At 73.5% G+C, this 16,862-nt stretch carries 15 protein-coding genes; 4 read left to right on the top strand and 11 right to left on the bottom strand.

Going from position 1 to position 16,862, the window contains the following annotated elements:
- Positions 1 to 12 precede the first annotated feature (12 nt).
- The 5 genes from IEY98_RS12350 to eccD all read right to left on the bottom strand — a co-directional run bounded on the left by IEY98_RS12350 (position 13) and on the right by eccD (position 3,862).
- Positions 13 to 396 carry a hypothetical protein gene (locus tag IEY98_RS12350; protein WP_189210570.1) on the bottom strand — a complete coding sequence of 128 codons (384 nt, stop codon included), beginning with the start codon at positions 394 to 396 and terminating at the stop codon, positions 13 to 15.
- Between the two features lie 71 nt (positions 397 to 467).
- The gene (locus IEY98_RS12355; RefSeq protein WP_189210571.1) at positions 468 to 758 is read right to left on the bottom strand and encodes a hypothetical protein; all 291 of its coding nucleotides are present in this window, start codon (positions 756 to 758) and stop codon (positions 468 to 470) included.
- 31 nt (positions 759 to 789) lie between these two features.
- On the bottom strand, positions 790 to 1,080 hold the full coding sequence (locus IEY98_RS12360) for a hypothetical protein (protein WP_189210572.1): 291 nt from the start codon (positions 1,078 to 1,080) through the stop codon (positions 790 to 792).
- Between the two features lie 24 nt (positions 1,081 to 1,104).
- Positions 1,105 to 2,415: a type VII secretion protein EccB gene (gene eccB / locus IEY98_RS12365; protein WP_189210573.1), complete on the bottom strand. Its 1,311-nt coding sequence runs from the start codon at positions 2,413 to 2,415 to the stop codon at positions 1,105 to 1,107.
- A gap of 49 nt (positions 2,416 to 2,464) precedes the next feature.
- Positions 2,465 to 3,862, bottom strand: a complete 1,398-nt coding sequence (gene eccD / locus IEY98_RS12370) for a type VII secretion integral membrane protein EccD (RefSeq protein ID WP_189210574.1) — start codon at positions 3,860 to 3,862, stop codon at positions 2,465 to 2,467.
- 103 nt (positions 3,863 to 3,965) lie between these two features.
- Between eccD and eccCa the strand changes: the two genes are divergently transcribed.
- From eccCa to IEY98_RS12390, 4 genes are all read left to right on the top strand, one after another.
- Positions 3,966 to 7,898 carry a type VII secretion protein EccCa gene (gene eccCa / locus IEY98_RS12375; protein WP_189210575.1) on the top strand — a complete coding sequence of 1,311 codons (3,933 nt, stop codon included), beginning with the start codon at positions 3,966 to 3,968 and terminating at the stop codon, positions 7,896 to 7,898.
- Entirely contained in the window at positions 7,895 to 9,667 is a 1,773-nt protein-coding gene (locus tag IEY98_RS33110) for a S8 family serine peptidase (protein ID WP_189210576.1), read from the top strand. The genes eccCa and IEY98_RS33110 overlap by 4 nt, the downstream gene beginning before the upstream one ends.
- A gap of 158 nt (positions 9,668 to 9,825) precedes the next feature.
- Positions 9,826 to 10,326 (top strand): sigma-70 family RNA polymerase sigma factor, encoded by a 501-nt coding sequence (locus tag IEY98_RS12385; protein ID WP_189210577.1) that lies wholly within the window; start codon positions 9,826 to 9,828, stop codon positions 10,324 to 10,326.
- Between the two features lie 60 nt (positions 10,327 to 10,386).
- Positions 10,387 to 10,923, top strand: coding sequence for a TetR/AcrR family transcriptional regulator (locus IEY98_RS12390; RefSeq protein ID WP_189210578.1), 537 nt, complete (start codon positions 10,387 to 10,389; stop codon positions 10,921 to 10,923).
- A gap of 4 nt (positions 10,924 to 10,927) precedes the next feature.
- On the opposite strand, the gene IEY98_RS12395 is transcribed toward IEY98_RS12390, so the two are convergent.
- From IEY98_RS12395 to IEY98_RS12420, 6 genes are all read right to left on the bottom strand, one after another.
- Positions 10,928 to 11,836 (bottom strand): ABC transporter permease subunit, encoded by a 909-nt coding sequence (locus tag IEY98_RS12395; protein ID WP_229786847.1) that lies wholly within the window; start codon positions 11,834 to 11,836, stop codon positions 10,928 to 10,930.
- 493 nt (positions 11,837 to 12,329) lie between these two features.
- Entirely contained in the window at positions 12,330 to 13,283 is a 954-nt protein-coding gene (locus tag IEY98_RS12400; RefSeq protein ID WP_189210579.1) for an ABC transporter ATP-binding protein, read from the bottom strand.
- On the bottom strand, positions 13,280 to 14,335 hold the full coding sequence (locus tag IEY98_RS12405) for a hypothetical protein (protein WP_189210580.1): 1,056 nt from the start codon (positions 14,333 to 14,335) through the stop codon (positions 13,280 to 13,282). The genes IEY98_RS12400 and IEY98_RS12405 overlap by 4 nt, the downstream gene beginning before the upstream one ends.
- The gene (locus IEY98_RS12410; RefSeq protein ID WP_189210581.1) at positions 14,319 to 14,921 is read right to left on the bottom strand and encodes a sigma-70 family RNA polymerase sigma factor; all 603 of its coding nucleotides are present in this window, start codon (positions 14,919 to 14,921) and stop codon (positions 14,319 to 14,321) included. The genes IEY98_RS12405 and IEY98_RS12410 overlap by 17 nt, the downstream gene beginning before the upstream one ends.
- Before the next feature lie 86 nt (positions 14,922 to 15,007).
- Entirely contained in the window at positions 15,008 to 15,841 is an 834-nt protein-coding gene (locus IEY98_RS12415; protein ID WP_189210582.1) for an AfsA-related hotdog domain-containing protein, read from the bottom strand.
- 135 nt (positions 15,842 to 15,976) lie between these two features.
- Positions 15,977 to 16,789 (bottom strand): carbohydrate ABC transporter permease, encoded by an 813-nt coding sequence (locus IEY98_RS12420; RefSeq protein WP_229786848.1) that lies wholly within the window; start codon positions 16,787 to 16,789, stop codon positions 15,977 to 15,979.
- Positions 16,790 to 16,862: the final 73 nt, after the last annotated feature.

Genomic DNA, 16,862 nt, shown 5'->3' on the forward strand with positions numbered 1-16,862 from the left:
GTGTCGCCGGGGTCAGGCGGCGGGCGGCTTCCCGCCCAGGCCGCCGCCGACGTTGAAGTCGGGGTACTGCGCGACGAAGTCGGCGATGTCGTAGGTCGCCAGGTCGTCGGTCTCCTTGAAGATCTCCTTGGCGATCTCCAGCGCGTTGGCGAAGGTCACGATGGACTTGCGCAGCAGCTCGTTCTGCTGCTCCACCGAGCCGCCGAACTCGGTTCCCTTGCTCACCAGCCTGCTCGCGGGCCCCCACGGCTGCTTGCCCGGCTGCAGGATGATGTCGCCGTCGAGCACGAGCGCCGGGGTGGTCGTCGATTCGAGCAGCAGGCCGTTCTCCAGCTCGTTCATCGCCTTCACCAGCCGGTTGTACTTCTCCTCATCGAAAGTGATCTTGTCCGCCATCAGGGGTTCCTCCTTGCGGTTGCGCGGGGAGGCGGTCGTGGGTCCACACCGGACCCACGACCGCCGGTTGGTCAGGAGAGCATGATCTGCGCGCCGGTGCGGTCGCCGTCGCGGAAGATCTCGTGCACGTTGATCGACGAGAGCGTGTTGGCGTTCAGCTTCTGCTGCATCTCGCCGTAGATCCGGTTCCAGTTCGTCTGGGCCTCCAGCCAGATCGGCGTTGCCTGGCCGCGCGCGGCCTCCGGGATGTTCTTGAGCGCGGTGTTGAGGTTCTCGATGATGTCGCCGAACGTGCGCACGTGGCCGAGCAGCTGCTCGTTGACGCCGAGGTAGCCGTCGTGGTCGATGTCGAACGCGGTCATGAGACTGTCCTTTCTAGACTGTCGGGTCGAGTCAGACGCCGGTCGCGCCCTCGGCCTGGTTGTCGACGCTGCGGTTGGTCTTGAGCAGGTCCCTCGCCTTCTCGTTGAGCATCATGAGCTGGGCGACGACCCGGTTGAAGTCGGTGTTCCAGTCGGCCAGCGCGGCCGAGAGGCGCTGCCCCGACCGGGAGGCGTTGACCGTGGGCAGCAGGTGGGCGATGGCGGACACCCGCCCGTTGACCGTGTTCATCTGGTCCTGCGCCGCGCCGGTCGCGGTGATGATCTGCGCGAGGGCCGCGTCGTCGTAGCCGTACTTGGCCATGGGTTTCTCCTCCTGGGTATTGGGTCAGCCGATGCGGTCGAGCACCGGTCCGGTCGGGAGCAGGGCGAGCAGGTCGGCGGGGACGAGCCGGGCGGTGTCGATGGGCAGGCCGAGCGCGGCTGCGGCCTCGGCGCTCGCCACGGGGAACTTCGCGCCGGACTCGGTCACCAGGTAGGCGCCCGCGCCGGGCACCCCGGGGGCGGGACGGGTCCTGGCGAGCAGCCCGGCGCCGGGGGCGACCGCGATCCGGTCGGCGACCCGGCCATCCCGGACGAGCCCGGCGGACGGGGCCTCGGCGACGGGCGGCGGGGCGGAGACGAGTGAGGCGGTGTCGTCGGACCAGAGCACGCAGGGCGCTCGGTCGTCGACGCGCAGCGGCACGGGCGGCTCGGGCGGCAGCTCCGCCTGCCACACGGGCGCGGGCAGGACGGTCTGCTGGGCCAGTTGCGCCGGGGTGATCCGCAGGTCAGGCGGCCCGCCCCGGTCGGGGTCGGCCCGCAGCAGCGCGGCCACGGTGGCGGTCACCGGCACCAGCCCCTCCGCCCGCACGGCGTACCGGCCGCCGCCGACCGCGTCCGGCACGCTGACGAGCTGCCCGACCGTGGTCGGCAGGCCAGCGACCAGCGGCCCCGGTCCGCCGCTGGGCAGCGGCGGCGGGCCAAGGTCCGGGCCGGAGGGCAGCGCGTTGAGCCAAGCCGGGTCGACCGGGACCGCGGTGGCCGGGTCGAGCCCGATGGCGCGCGGCGCCCACGGCGCGGTGACCCGCAGCCGCCGGTCCCGCCACGCCAGGTAGAGCTCGTCGTCCGCGGTCACCAGCAGCGCCTCGCCCTCCGGCGCGGTGACGACGCCCGGGGTCGCGCCGATGGTCAGCGTGACCTCGGGGTCCGAGCACACCAGCCACGGCTGGGGCGCCGACGGCGCGGGCACCGAGTCCGGCGCGCCCAGGATCCCGATGGGGGACCCGTGCGGCGTGCCCGCCAGCGCGTCGGAGCCGACCTGCGCGACCTCGGGGTCGCCGCCGATCAGCAGCCGGGCGGAGGCGTAGTTGAGCACCGGGCGCAACCGGCCGTCGATCAGCAGGTACCGGTTGCCCGTGCCCTCGTCGACGACGAGCGTGCCCGGCTTGCGCCAGTCGTCCCCGCCGCGCCCGGTGAGCAGCGCCACCACCAGCACCCCGGCGGCGACCAGCGCCGCGACGGCGATCCCGCCCGCGACCCCGACCGTGGTCCGCCGCAGCGGCCGGTCCGGCGCGTCGGGGTCGGCGCGCAGCAGCGCCGCGATGAGCCTGCCGACCAGGAACGAGTGCGCCTGGACCTGTTCGCGCCTGCTGTACATGTCGGTTCCTCCCTTCCGGATGGGACACGGCCGCCGGGTGCCCCCGGGTTCACACCAGCGCGGCGATCAGCCCGTAGACGTCGGCGAGCGCGAGCACGAGCGGCACGATCGCGAGCGCGCAGATCCAGTGCAGGACGTCGCCCCAGCGGCCCCACCGGGGCACGAGCCTGCGGCCGGGCAGCGCGACCGCGGCCGCCAGCCCGCAACCGACCAGCAGCACCAGTCCGATGAGGACACCCACGACACCGGCGTCGGGCAGTGTCGCGGCCCACCCGACCAGCACCGCGACGAGCCCGACGGCGGCCGGGACGAGCGCGGTGACCCGGTGCCAGACGCCCGCCAGCTCCCGTGCCTGCAACAGCAACAGCACAGCCGACGCCGACACGAAGGCCACCGCCTCCCACCGCGACGCCGAAGCGACCACCGGCAACGCGCCCGCGCACACCGCGCCGAACACCGCGAGGAACGCGGTGAGATGCGCGTTCGCCACGTCGGCGCGGTCGAGCACCGCGCGGCTGGGAAGGGGGTCCAACCCCTCCTGGAACTCCGCGGCGCTGGTGGGCACCGGTTCCACGGCCAGCCCGGCGAGCCACATCGCCAACTGCGGCGCGAGCCTGGTCAGCGGCAGCGCCACGGCGACGACGACGGCGGCGGTCGTCGGCGCGTCGAGCCCGGTCAGCACACCGAGTGTCGCGCCAACGGCCACCACCGCGCCGCCGCCGGCCACCGCGAGGAAGGCTGGCCCGGCGGTCCCGAGCAGGGCCCGGGCGGCGGCCGCGACCAGCGCGGCGCCCGCGCCCGCCGCCAGCACGCCCGGCCCGGTGAACCAGGCCCCGCCGCCTGCCACCGCCAGGCCCGCGACCGCGGCGCCCGTGGCGGCCACCGCGGCGAGCGCGAGGGCGGCGGTCCGGTCGTCGAGCACCCGGGCAGCGACCACGGCCACCGCGAGCAGCACGGTCGCGACCGCGCCTGCGGCGAGCGCCGCGAACATCCCGGGTCCGGAGAACACCGGGAGCAGCACCGCGAGCAGTCCGCACAACACGGCGGTGGCGACACAGACCGCCCTGGTGAGCCCCGGGCGCCAGGCGTCTTCGCGTGCAGACAGTCCGGAGTAGACGCCGTCGACGATGTCGTCGAAGTCGACCGGCGGGAGCTGGTCGTCGCGGGGCCGCAGGTACAGCACGTCGCCGTCGTAGAGGCCCGCGGCCGCGGTGCCGTCGTCCTCGTCCAGCGGCGGCTCGCCGAGGCGCTGGAGGACCCAGCCGCCGTGGGCCATGCCGCTGGTGGCGAGCGCGGGGTCGAGGTGGCCGAGCACGGTCGGCAGCAGATCGGAGAGGGGCACGTGCGCCGGGACGGCCAACTCCACCCGGGAGGCCGGACCGCAGATGGTCAGCCTGCACATCTCCCCGGAGCCGGTGGTCGCCGCGGTCGAGGTCGTCCTTGCCATGCCGCCTACACGGCCCTCCCGCCCAGGAGGGTTCAGCGTGAACGCGTCGGCAGGTCATGTCCGTGTAGTGCGCGTCAGGACGATGACGGAAGGGCCTACCGCGATGACCACGACGTTGTTCCGCAGGCAGGGCCGCGAACAGCCGCCGGAGATGCCCTCCGGCGACCTGCCCCTCCAGGAGCCGCCGACCCTGCCCGAGACCACCGGCGGCGGCCTGGGCTCCACGCTGGTGATGCTGCCGATGACGATCGGCGGCGCGGTCGTGATGCTGATGTTCATCGGCCCGAGGAACCCGGCGCTGGGCCTCGGCATGGCCGCGATGATGGGCGTGATGGCCGTCGTCATGGTGTTCAGCCAGCTGGGTCGCGGCGGCGCGGAGCGGCGGCAGCGGATGCGCGGCGAGCGCCGCGACTACCTGCGCTATCTCGGACAGGTGCGGTCGCAGGTCCGCGATGTCGCCGCCCGGCAGCGCACCGCGCTGGCGTGGCACCACCCTGACCCGGCGGGGCTGTGGTCGGTCGCGATGACCGGGCGGCTGTGGGAGCGGCGCGCCGCCCACGCCGACTTCGCCGAGGTGCGGGTCGGCCTCGGCACCCAGCGCCTGGCCGTGACGCTGACCCCGCCGGGGACCAAGCCGGTCGCCGACCTCGAACCGCTCTCGGCGCGGGCGCTGCGGCGGTTCATCAACGCCTACACCACGGTAGCCAACCAGCCGACCGCCTTGTTCCTGCGCGGTTTCGCCCAGGTCCGGCTCCAGGGCGACGCCGACGCGGCGCGCGGCCTGGCCCGGGCGGTCCTGGCCCAGCTCGTCACCTTCCACTCCCCCGAAGACCTGCGCGTGGTGGTGTGCGCGCATCCCGACCGCGTGGGGCTGTGGGACTGGGTCAAGTGGCTGCCGCACGCGCAGCACCCCGTCGACCAGGACGCCGCCGGGCAGGTCCGGCTCGTCGCCGACGGCACGGCCGCGCTGACCGACCTGCTCGACGCCGAACTCGGCGAGCGGGCCCGGTTCGAGGCGGGCGCCGCGCCCGGACGGGAGGAGCCCTACGTCGTGGTCGTCCTCGACGGGGTGGACGTGCCCGCCGAGTCCCGGCTGGCGGGGGCGGGGTACCGCAACGCCGTCGTGCTGGACGTCTCCGGCGCGCTCGACGACGTGCCCGGCCGCTCCGCGCTGCGCCTGGACGTCTCCCCCACGCAGGTGCGGATGGTGCGCCACGACCGCACCGGCCAGGAGGTCCGCACGGCGCTGTGCGCGCCGGATCTGCTGTCCCTGGCCAAGGCCACGACGCTGGCGCGGATCATCTCGCCGTACCGGCTGGGCGGGGCGACCGAGGTGGCCGACTCGATGGTGGCCGACTTCGACCTTCCCCGGCTGCTCGGCGTCACCGACCTCGACGAGTGGGACCCCAGGACGCTCTGGCGCACCGGGCTGAACCAGGAGCGGCTGCGCATCCCGCTGGGCATCGCCGAGGACGGCTCGACCGTCGAGCTGGACATCAAGGAGTCCGCGCAGGGCGGCATGGGGCCGCACGGCCTGCTGATCGGCGCCACCGGCTCCGGCAAGAGCGAACTGCTGCGCACCCTCGTGCTCGGCATGGCGATGACGCACTCCTCCGAGGTGCTCAACTTCGTCCTGGTGGACTTCAAGGGCGGCGCGACCTTCCTCGGCCTCGACCGGCTGCCGCACACCTCCGCGGTGATCACCAACCTCGCCGACGAGGCCCCACTGGTGACCCGGATGCGCGACGCGCTCCACGGGGAGATGGTGCGCAGGCAGGAGCTGCTGCGCGCGAGCGGCAACCACAGCTCGCTGCTCGACTACGAGAAGGCCCGGCTCGCGGGCGCCCCGCTCGACCCGCTGCCCACGCTGTTCGTCATCGTCGACGAGTTCAGCGAGCTGCTGGCGGCCAACCCGGACTTCGCCGAGCTGTTCGTGATGATCGGCAGGCTCGGCCGCTCGCTGGGCGTGCACCTGCTGCTCGCCAGCCAGCGCGTCGACGACGGGCGCATGCACAAGCTGGAGAGCCACCTGTCCTACCGCATCGGCCTGCGCACGTTCTCGGCGATGGAGAGCCGGTCGGTCATCGGCGTCCCCGACGCCTACCAGCTGCCGAGCGCGCCGGGCAACGGCTACCTGCGCAGCGATGTCGCCACGCTGGTGCGGTTCAAGGCCGCCTACGTCTCCGGTCTCCACCACCGCCGCACCCGGGAACAGCGGCAGGAGGAGGTCCGCAGGCAGGTGGTCCCGTTCGGGCTCGCCCGCTCGGCCTCCCCCGCCGAACCCGAGCCGGACCAGCCCGTCCCGGCCGACGAGACGACCGAGTCGGTGCTGGAGGTCGCGGTCGGCAGGCTCGTCGGGCACGGCCCGCCCGCGCACCAGGTGTGGCTGCCGCCGCTGACCGCGCCGCCGTCGCTCGACCAGCTCCTCCCCCCGCTCGAACCCGACCCGGAGCTGGGCCTGACCGCGGGCCGCGGGCGGCTCACCGTGCCCGTCGGCGTGGTGGACAAGCCGTTCGACCAGATGCGCGACCTGCACCGGGTCGACCTGTCCGCGGGCGGCGGCCACGTCGGGGTCGCGGGCGGGCCGCAGTCGGGCAAGAGCACGCTGCTGCGCACGCTGATCACCGGTCTCGCGCTCACCCACACCCCGGCCGAGGTGCAGTTCTACTGCCTGGACTTCGGCGGCGGCACGCTGGCGGCGCTGGCGGGCCTCCCGCACGTCGGCGGCGTGTGCGGGCGGATGCAGGGCGAGCAGGTGGCGCGCACGATCGCCGAGGTGCAGACGCTGCTCGCCGACCGCGAGCGGTTCTTCGCCGAGCACGGCGTGGAGACCATGGGCGAGTACCGGGCCCGCCGGGCCGCGGGCGAGTTCGCCGACGCCGAGCACGGCGACGTGTTCCTCGTCGTCGACGGGTGGGGCGTGCTGCGCGCCGACTTCGAGCAGCACGACGTGGCCATCCGCCAGCTCGCCCAGCGCGGGCTGTCCTACGGCGTGCACCTGGTCCTCACCGCGAACCGGTGGTCGGACATCCACAGCATGCTGCGCGACCAGCTCGGCACCCGGCTGGAGCTGCGGCTGGGCGACGCCATCGACTCGGTGATCGACATGCGCGGGGCCGCGCAGGTGCCCGCCGTGCCCGGGCGCGGGCTGACCCCGGACAAGCTGCACTTCCTGGCGGCCGTGCCGCGCATCGATGGGCGGTCGACGGTCGACGGGCTGGCCGAGGCGACCCGGGAGCTCGTCGCCGCCGTCCAGGAGACGTGGACCGGGCCGCGCGCTCCCGAGGTGCGGATGCTGCCCTCGGTGCTGCCTGCGGCCGAGCTGCCCGCCCCCGAGCCCGGCCCGCGCGTCGCGCTCGGCGTGGGTGAGCTCGACCTGCTGCCCGTCTGGCACGACTTCGCCAGCCGTCCGCACCTGACCGTGCTGGGCGACAGCCGCAGCGGCAAGACCGCCGCGCTGCGGCTGATCACCGAGGCCGTCACCGAGGTGTATGGGCCGGATGAGGCGCAGCTGCTGGTCATCGATCCCCGGCGGTCGCTGATGGACTCGGTGCCGGACGCCTACCGGCGCGGGCTGGCGGTGTCCGCCGCGAGCGCGGCCGAGCTGATCGGCACGCTCGCCGCCGAACTGCGCCACCGCGTGCCGGGCGCGGACATCTCCCCGAGCAGGCTCCGCGACCGCGACTGGTGGGACGGGCCGGAGGTGTTCGTCGTCGTCGACGACTACGACCTGCTCATCGGGTCGCTCGGCGGCCCGCTCGACCCGCTGGTCGAGCTGATCCCGCAGGCCGCCGACATCGGCCTGCACGTCGTGCTCTCCCGCGCCGCGGCAGGCTCCGCGCGCACGGGGATGGACGCGGTGGTGCGCAGGCTCCAGGAGTCGAACACGCCGGAGCTGACGCTGTCGATGCCGCCGAACGAGCTGCCCCTGCTCAACGGCTCCCGAGGCAGGCAACTACCCCCGGGCCGCGCCGCCCTCGTCACCCGACGGGATGCGGTGGGGCTGCAGATCGGCTGGACGGAGGAACCGTCATGAGGACCGCGCTGGTGGTCGCCTTCCTGGCGCTGTGGCTGGCGCCGCCGAAGGCGTCGGCACTCACCGACTGCGCCCCTGCGGCACACGACCCCGCCCCGCACCGCTCATGGGCCCAGGACCGCCTGTCCCCCGAGCGCGCCTGGCCCTTGACCACCGGGGGTGGGGTGGTGGCGGTGATCAGCACCGGGGTCAGCGCCACCGCCCCCGCCCTCGCAGGCGCGGTCCTCCCGGGCACAGACCTGGCGGGCGGTCGCGGCGACCAGGACTGCTCAGGCCACGGCACATTCCTCGCGGGTTTGGTGGCCGCCCGACCGACCGATCCCACCGACCACCCGGAGTCGGAGGGGACCGCCGACCCGGCCACCCACTCCGGCCCCACCGACCACTCCGGACCGTCCACGGATACCGACCCGACCACGCAGCCCGAACCAGCCGCCACCTCGGCGACCAACTCCGAATCGACCGACCACGCCGAGCCAGCCGCCTTTCCCGGACCAGCCGCCAACCCCGACCCATCCGCGCGCTCCGAACCCGCCACGCACTCCGGAACCGCCGACCTCCCATCGGCCGCCACCTCGACGGCCAACTCCGAATCGACCGCCCACGCCGAACCAGCCGCCTTTTCCGGACCATCCGCCAACCCGTTCACGCGCTCCGAACCCGCCACGCACCCCGGACCGGCCACGCACTCCGGAACCGCCGACCTCCCATCGGCCGCGCTCTCCACGCTGACCGCGCACTCCAAACCAATCGCACTCTCCGAATCGGTCGCGCATTCCGGAACCACCGACCACATCGAATCGACCACACCCTTCGGACCCGTCGTGCACTCCCGAACAGCCGAGGACACCGAACCGGCCAGCTCTTTCCAAGCAGCTGTCCACACGGGACCAGTTGTCCGTGCAGGACCGGTGGGCGCGGGCGGAAAGCCGGGCGTCGTCCATGCCGCCCGCTCCAATCCCGTAGCGGCGGTGCGGCTCGGCTCCGCCGCCTTGAACGTCCGGGCTGTGATGGCCAAGCCCCTTGCCCACGTCGGCATCAGTCCTGGGACCGGGGTGGCGCCGGGTGTGCGGATATTGCCGGTGCGGGTGGCCGACGAGCCCGGTGAGGTCTCGCCGGAGCGGTTGGCGGCGGGGATTGTGGCGGCGGTTGAGGGTGGGGCGTCGGTGATCGCGGTAGGGGTGGTGGCTACGCGGGACTCGGCCGGGTTGCGGGCGGCGGTGGAGTTGGCCAGGCAGCGGGATGTGCTGGTCGTGGCGTCAGCCCGGGTGCGGGAGGACGGGGAGGTCGCGTTTCCCGCGGCCCTGCCCGGGGTGCTCTCGGTGGCGCCGATCGGGCCGGACGGGCCCGTGGCGGATGTGCGGCTCGGGGCGCGGCCGGACCTGGCGGCGCCCGCCGTGGACCTGATCGGCATCGCGCCGTCGGGGGCGGGGCACCGGGTCGCGTCGGGGGCGGAGTTGGCGGTCGGGCCGGTGGCGGGGGCCGCGGCGCTCGTCCGGGACTACCACCGCGACCTGACCGCGCCGCAGGTGGCGGCCCGCCTGGTGGCCACGGCGGACCGGCCGGTCGCGGGGGTCGGGGTCGTCGACCCGGTCGCGGCCGTCACCACGATCCTCACGGACGCAACCCCGCCCCCGCTGGCCGAGGAGCGCCTGGCCATCCCGAAGCCCGCTGAACCGGACACCGGCCCGCTCCACCGGGCGCTGTGGTTCGCGGCGGTGGCCATCGTGGTGGCCGTCCCGCTCGCGGCCGTCCGACGGCGGGAATGACCATCGGGGGGTGGGGATTCCCCCACCCCCTCCGGCGGGTTTGCCGCCGGAATCCGGCGGGTCGGGCCCCCGGTGCCGGAGGGAAAGCTCCAGCGACCGCGCGGCCGTCAACCGAGACGCTTGTGGTGTCGGAAACCCGTGCGGACAAAGGAAAAACGATGGTCACGATCGAAGGACTCATCCAGGCCCACGGCCCCGCCCTGCTCGCGCACGCCGTCCGCCTCACCGGCGGCGACCGGCACGCCGCGGAGGACGTCGCCCAGGAGACGTGGCTGCGCGCGTGGCGGCACGCCGACCGGCTGACCGAGGACCGCGGCTCGGTCCGCGCCTGGCTGCTGCGGGTCGCCCACAACATCGCCGTCGACCAGCACCGCGCCCGCCGCGCCCGCCCCACCGAGGTGCCCCTGCCGGACGGCGACCTGACCCGCGCCGCCACCGCCCCGAGCCCCAGCGAGGAGGTCGAGAACCGCATCATGGTCGACGCCGCCCTCGACACCCTCTCCCCGCCCCACCGCACCACCCTCGTCGAGGTCTTCTACGCCGACCGCACCGCCGCCGCGGCCGCCACCACCCTCGGCGTCCCGACCGGCACGGTCAAAAGCCGCGTCCACAACGCCCTCCGCACCCTGCGCGACCTCCCCGCCCTGCAAGCGGCGTGACGCCAACCGCCCATACATCCGTCTATGACGCCCGTATAAGTCCTGCGGTAGGTTGGCCCGATGGGACATCGCGAGGATCTTCTGGCAGGCGCCAAGCGGTGCCTCATCGAGAAGGGCTACGCGCGGACGACGGCGCGGGACATCGTTGCGGCGTCCGGGGCGAATCTCGCTTCCATCGGGTACCACTACGGGTCGAAGGAAGCCTTGCTCAATGCGGCGCTCGTTCAGGTGAACGCCGAGTGGGGTGCCGCGGTCGGCGAGGTGGTGGCGGCGTCAAGGGACTTCGAGGCCGCGTGGACGCGGGTGACGGAGCTGTTCGCCGCGCAGCGGGAGTTGTTGGTGGTGACCTTCGAGGCCCTCGCCCAGGCGGAGCACGCCCCCGAGATCCGCGCGGCCCTGGCGAGCGGCCTGGACGCGGCCCGCGCCTGCATGGCCAAGGCGTTCCTCGACAACACAACCGACGACACGCACCGCGCGGTCGGCTCGTTCTGCCTGGCCCTCCTGACCGGCGTGATGGCCCAGTGGCTCATCGACCCGGCGACCGCCCCCACCGCCAAGGACCTCACTCTCGCGATCCGCACCATCGCCACCCGCTGACCTGTCACAGGTCCTTGCGCTGGAAGGAAATCGCGGCCAACCCCCACACCATCGCCGTCCACACCGCCGCCCAGACGAGGTAGGTGGCGGTCAGCGGAGCCTGGCTCAGGAACGGGAACCCCTCCATCGCCGCCCCGAACTCGGCGAACCCGGCCGGGTCCTGGAACGCGTGCATGGCCCCCCGCCACAGCCCGTCGGTGGGAAGCAACATCCGCGAGATCGTGCCGACCCGAGCAACCCCCTCATTCCCCAACGCGTCCCCGATCCCACCCACCACCCCCGCGATCCACGTGGCCCCGAACAACCCGACAGCGACCACCCCGGACGCCATCGGCGAGATGGCCGTGGACAGCAACAGCCCCAGGGTCAGCAGGACCGTCGTCTGCCCCGCCAACAAGGCCAACGCCACCACAGGCTGCGGCGGCCAATAATCCACCGTGACCAGAACGACCAGACACTGGGCAAGCCCCGCCACCACGACAAACCCGGTCCCGAACACCACCAACCCAAGCCACTTCCCCAACAGCAGCGTCGACCGCCGAATAGGCCGAGCCAACACCGCCAACACAATCCCCGACTCAGTCTCCCCCGACAACGTGGGCCCGGTAAGAAACGCCGTCCCCAACGCGGCGATGAGGCTCATGCCGAACATCACCAGATTGAGCAACTGAGAAGCCACCAGCCGCGCCTGCCCACTGGTCATCGTCCCGAACTCGGACTCCCCAGCCAGTCGGGAGAACCCCCAAGCACTCAACGCCAACAGGGCCACAGTAAGCCCCGCCAACGCCCACAAAACCCGCCGCCGAGAAGCCTCACGCAACGTAAGACCGGCAACAGTCACCACAGTCCCCACAACCAGCCACCTCCCTAAAGAACGCATCAACCCGGCGAACAACAACAACAACAAAAACACCCGCCCACCCACAAAAGCAGGGCTTGCCTGCCATCCCGTCGACCTGGCGAAGCCTTACCACACCCAGGGTGGGGGCGCGGCCCCGAAACAAAACAGGCACTTGCCAGGCCAGGGCCCCCAGGGCCCTGGCCAGCGAAAACGAAAGCTCCGCGCCCCCACCCTGGGTGTGGTAACCCTCCGGGAGGTCGACGGGATGGCAGGCAAGCCCGACCCCATCCCGGAGACCTGCCCGTCCGGCGAGGACGCTTGTGACCAAGAGCAACGCCGGGAACCGGCGAGCCGACCCCACCGGAAACCGGCGAGCCGACCCCAGCAAGAACCGCCGAACCGACCCGCCAAGAACCCGGCGAGCCCACCCCAGCGGAAACCGGCGAACCAACCCGCCGACACCCGACGAGCCCACCCCACCAGAAACCGGCGAACCCACCGCCGTCGCCGAACACCCCCGCGCCCGCCAGCCCACCGAACACCCCCGCGCCCGCCAGCCCACCGATCACCCCCCGTCCTGTCCAGCCCGCAAGATCCCCAACAACCGCTCCTCCAAACTGATCCGCGCAGGCTCCACCGCATGCACCCGCACCCCCACCGCCGCCAGATCCCGGACCAGGTCAGGCACCAGCTCCCCGTCATCCACCCCGGGCAACCCCACCGTGAACCACTCCCCCTCCCGCGACACAACCCCGACCGCCGCCAACCGGGCCTCCGCCTCCGCCCCCACCGAGGTCAGCCGCAGCCGCAACTCCCGCTGCCCCAACAACTCCGCGAGCGTCCCGGACGCAGCCACCCGACCGTGATCAAGAATGACCACCCGATCGCACACCCGCTCCACCTCGCCGATCAGATGCGAGTTCAACAGAACCGCGACCCCGTCCGACCGCAACGACAGCACGATGTCCCGGACATCCGCCCGACCGAGCGGGTCGAGCGCGCTCGTGGGCTCATCCAGGATCACCAGCGCAGGCCGAGCCACCAAGGCGACCGCCAGGCCCAGCCGCTGCTGCATCCCCTTCGAGAACCCGCCCACCCGGTCCCGCGCCCGCTCCCCCAACCCCACCAGGTCCAGGCACGAGCGCTGTTCCGCCGAGGACACCGCCGCCCCCGCCAGCCGCACATGGAGCGCAAGCACCTCAGCAGCGGTCAGCCAAGGCTGATACCGGAACAACTCCGGCAGATAGCCCACGGCCGCCCGCGCCGCCGGGTCGGTGGCGGGCCGACCCAGCAGCATCGCCTCGCCCGCGTCCGGCTGGACGAGACCGAGCAGCATCTTGATCACCGTCGTCTTGCCAGCGCCGTTCGGCCCGAGCAGGCCGACGACCTCGCCGCGCCCCACCTCCAGGGACACGTCGTCGACGGCCTGCCGCCTGCGGTACCGCTTGCGCAGCCCCGAGCACCAGACGGCGGGCGCGGGCGGCAGGGTGGCGATCTGCCGCGCGAGCTCGGCGGTCATCGCAGGCTCTCGGCGACCGACAGCACCTCGTCGGAGTCCAGCGCGCCCGCCACCGCGGTCACCACGCCGTTGTCCACCCACAGCACGACAGCCATGGCGCGGTCCCGGGTCGCCAGAACCGTGGCGGGGACGCCGTTGACCTCCGCCGACGCGGTCGTCACGTAGTCGGCGGGCACCGGGAGCGGCAAGGTGGAGCCGTCCGCGGCGAACGCGCGCAGCTGCGTCGCGACGTCGGCGGGCAGGCCGGGCAGCGACAGCAGGTAGTCGCGCACCGTCTCGAAGGGCACGCCCCGGGAGAACGCCGTCGGCGCGACCGCCCGGCCGACCACGAGGGACGGCACGCCCGCGGGCTGCGCCCACACCGCGGCCACCCCGGGCCCGGCGACCAACTGCACCTGGCTGCCGTCCAGTCCCGGCGGCGGGGGCGGCGCCGCGCCGCCCGCGGCCTCGGCGGCGCGCTCGGCGGAGAACGTGAAGGTCAGGTTGACCTTGCCGCCCACCTGGTACGTCGGCTCCCCGGCGACCCCGCGCGGCAGGGAGGTCACCTCGGGCACGTCCAGCCCGGTCTCGGCCGCGGCGGCCGCGGCGTCCGGGACCTCGTGGACGTCGCCGTCGCGGGTCACCTCGACCTCGCCGTACGCGCTCAGGTCCGGCAGGGCCATGACGTCGGCGGTGCTGAAGCCGACGGGGGCGACCTGCTCGGTCCGGAAGATCTGCAGCCAGTCGTTGGCGGCCGCCGTCCCAGCGCCCGCCAGGACGACGGCGGCGGCGACGGCCGCGACCACGGGTCGGCGCAGCAGCGAGCGCCCCCGGCCGGTCCTCGGCGTCGCGGCGCGGCCGGGCGAGGCGGTCGACAGGCGCGCCCAGGCGGCGTCGGTGTCCGGGGCGGTGTCCATCGCCAGCGCGGCCTCGACCAGGTCGGCGTCCTCGCGCATCGCCACCAGACCGGCGAGGCACTGCTGACAGGAGCCCACGTGCTGGCGGTCCGCGTCGGACACCCCGGCGGGCTCGTCGAGCAGCCTGCGCAGCACGCCTTCATTCGGGTGTCGCATGACGGTTCAACTCCTTGCGCAGAGCGGATTCGGCGCGTCGCACGGTCGTGCCGACGCTGCCGGGGGACATGTCGAGTGCCGTGGCCACCTCGGCGTAGCTCAGGCCGCTGTGCCGCAGCACGAGGGTCAGCGCCTGCTTGCGGGGCAGCCGGGCCAGCGCGGCGCGGACCCGGCGGCGCTCGTCGCGGCTCACCACCGCGTCGGCGACGTCGGACACCACCGTGTGCTCAGCCGCGGCGACGGTCTCCTCACGGGAGGCCCGGCGGCGTTTGGCCCGGAGCAGGTTCAGCGCGGTGTGCGCGGCGGCGACCGAGAGCCAGCCGCGGACCTCCCCCTCGGGCACGGTCGTGCGGCCGAGGGCGAGGAACACCTCCTGCGCGACGTCCTCGGCCTGATCGCGCGAGCCGAGCACGCGGGCGGCGACGCTCACCACCCGCCGGTACTCCCGGCGGAAGATCACGTCGAGGTCGGCGCGCACGCGCCCCGCTGCCGCCACGCGCCGCTCCCTCCCGTCCCGCGCCACCGGCGCGCCGGGGGCCGCCAGGACGGCCGCGGGCGCCGCTCGGCCGTGCTGAACCAGGTCCATACCCGTAGAGCACCGCCGACCCCAAGAATGTGACATCCGGATCGCCAGCGCTCGGCTTGACCGTGCCGCGGGCGCGTTCTCCCAGGTCAGGCCGAACGCGCCTCGCCGCGCATCCGCCGGTACGCCGCCGGGCTCGCGGCGAAGCAGTCGAGGCCGATCCGGCCGAGCGCGGCGCCGTCGGAGGTCGTGACGGTGAACTCCACGCGCGAGCGCCCGCGCGGCGGACGCGTGCGCGACCAGCGCAGGTGCACGCCGCCGGGCACGCCGACGACGAGATCGGCCTCCAGTCCGAGCAGGACGAGACGGGTGTCCTCCGGGCGGCGGAACTCGGTGTGGCAGAGCATGGTGGCGAACTGGCGGGCGGCGTCGAGCAGCGCCTCCGGCCGGGCGGGCGCGTCCGGCGCGACGCCGAGCCGGTGTCCGGGGGCGGGCTCGCGGAAGGCGACGACCCGGCCGTCCCCGGTGTCGGCCATGCCGGTGACCAGCACGTTCTCCAGGTCGCAGCGGTGGACCAGGACGGGGTCGGCTGGCAGGCGGCGCAGGCTCGGCGGCGCGGGCCGGACGGTGTGCAGCGGCAGTGCGGTGCGGTTCAGCTCGCCGGAGCACACCACCTCACCGTCCTGTTCGGCCAGCAGGGCCGTTCCGCTGTGGACGAGCGCCACGTCGGCGTTCGGCTCGCAGAAGGACGGGAACTCCATCCGCAGGGCGAGCCGGGCCGGGTCGTCGTCGGGGCGGGTGAGCCTGGTCAGGTCGAAGAGGGCGCAGACCAGGGCCATGACCGGCACGTGGTCGAGCGGGTGGTCGTAGAAGTACGGGTCGTATTCGGACAGGGCGAGTTCGGCGGTCGTCGCGGTGTCCGTCCGCTGTGGACTCCGGAGTAACGGCGCGGTGGATTCCAGTTCCTGGGGAAGGGCTGTCACGGTCCTCACCTTTAAGATCGAAGTCAGGCGATCCTGTCGGCGAGGCCGTCGGGGCCGCATCTTCGGCCGTGCGCCCGGCGGGAATGTTCCGATTACTGGCGAGTCTTTCTCATTTTCGATCGGGCACAGCGGACGTCACGCGCGGGTCCGCTGGCGGGCGGCGAGCCGGGCGGCGATCCAGAGCGGGAGGGCGGCGGCGATGCCGGTGAGGACCAGCAGCGTGATCGACAGGGTGCTGGCGTAGCCGAGTTCGCCGTACTCGAAGGCGCGGCGGTAGATCAGCAGGGGCGCGGTGAGCGTGGCGTCGGCCGGGCCGCCGTCGGTGACCAGGAGTGCGGGCACGAACGCGTTCTGCACGACGACGACCATGTCCCGCACGGCCAGGACGATGACGATGGGCGCCATGAGCGGCAGCGTCACCCGGGTCATCGCGAACCAGGGCGACCCGCCCTCCAACGCGATCGCCTCGTGCAGCCGGGCCGGTATCGCCATCCGCGCCGCCAGGGCGACCGTGAAGGCCTCGCCGATCTGGAACACCATCACCAACACCAGCCCGATCCGCGCGCCCCAAGGGGTGGTGAGGAAGCCGGGGTCGGGGAGCCCGAACATCTTGAGCAGAGCGGGCAACGGCCCATAGAGCGGGTTCAGGATCCATAGCCACAACAACGCCCACGCCGCGTCCGGGATGACGGAGGGCAGATACGCCGCGACCCGCCCGACAGACGTCCCCACCCGACGGCGGGCAAGCAACAACGCCGCCCCCACCGCCAGCCCCACCCGCAGGGGCACGACGAGCAACGCCACCACCGCGCTGACCCCGACCGCCTCCCAGAACGCCCCATCCCCCACCAGCCGCCCGAGGTTGTCTCCCCCCGTGAACTCCGGCGCCGTGAACCCGTAGTAGTCCGTGAACGCAAGCGCCGACGCCACCACCAACGGCACAAGCACCAGCAGAGCGGACCCGACGAGATACGGACCCGCCAGCGGCCACCGCCGAGCGAACCTCGCCCTCGTCACGACG

The sequence above is a fragment of the Actinokineospora fastidiosa genome, assembly GCF_014648415.1.
GTDB lineage: Bacteria > Actinomycetota > Actinomycetes > Mycobacteriales > Pseudonocardiaceae > Actinokineospora > Actinokineospora fastidiosa.

Coding starts and splice junctions, on each gene's coding strand:
- IEY98_RS12350 (WP_189210570.1), bottom strand. CDS start 396: ATGGCGGACAAGATCACTTTCGATGAGGAGAAGTACAACCGGCTGGTG.
- IEY98_RS12355 (WP_189210571.1), bottom strand. CDS start 758: ATGACCGCGTTCGACATCGACCACGACGGCTACCTCGGCGTCAACGAG.
- IEY98_RS12360 (WP_189210572.1), bottom strand. CDS start 1,080: ATGGCCAAGTACGGCTACGACGACGCGGCCCTCGCGCAGATCATCACC.
- eccB (WP_189210573.1), bottom strand. CDS start 2,415: ATGTACAGCAGGCGCGAACAGGTCCAGGCGCACTCGTTCCTGGTCGGC.
- eccD (WP_189210574.1), bottom strand. CDS start 3,862: ATGGCAAGGACGACCTCGACCGCGGCGACCACCGGCTCCGGGGAGATG.
- eccCa (WP_189210575.1), top strand. CDS start 3,966: ATGACCACGACGTTGTTCCGCAGGCAGGGCCGCGAACAGCCGCCGGAG.
- IEY98_RS33110 (WP_189210576.1), top strand. CDS start 7,895: ATGAGGACCGCGCTGGTGGTCGCCTTCCTGGCGCTGTGGCTGGCGCCG.
- IEY98_RS12385 (WP_189210577.1), top strand. CDS start 9,826: ATGGTCACGATCGAAGGACTCATCCAGGCCCACGGCCCCGCCCTGCTC.
- IEY98_RS12390 (WP_189210578.1), top strand. CDS start 10,387: ATGGGACATCGCGAGGATCTTCTGGCAGGCGCCAAGCGGTGCCTCATC.
- IEY98_RS12400 (WP_189210579.1), bottom strand. CDS start 13,283: ATGACCGCCGAGCTCGCGCGGCAGATCGCCACCCTGCCGCCCGCGCCC.
- IEY98_RS12405 (WP_189210580.1), bottom strand. CDS start 14,335: ATGCGACACCCGAATGAAGGCGTGCTGCGCAGGCTGCTCGACGAGCCC.
- IEY98_RS12410 (WP_189210581.1), bottom strand. CDS start 14,921: ATGGACCTGGTTCAGCACGGCCGAGCGGCGCCCGCGGCCGTCCTGGCG.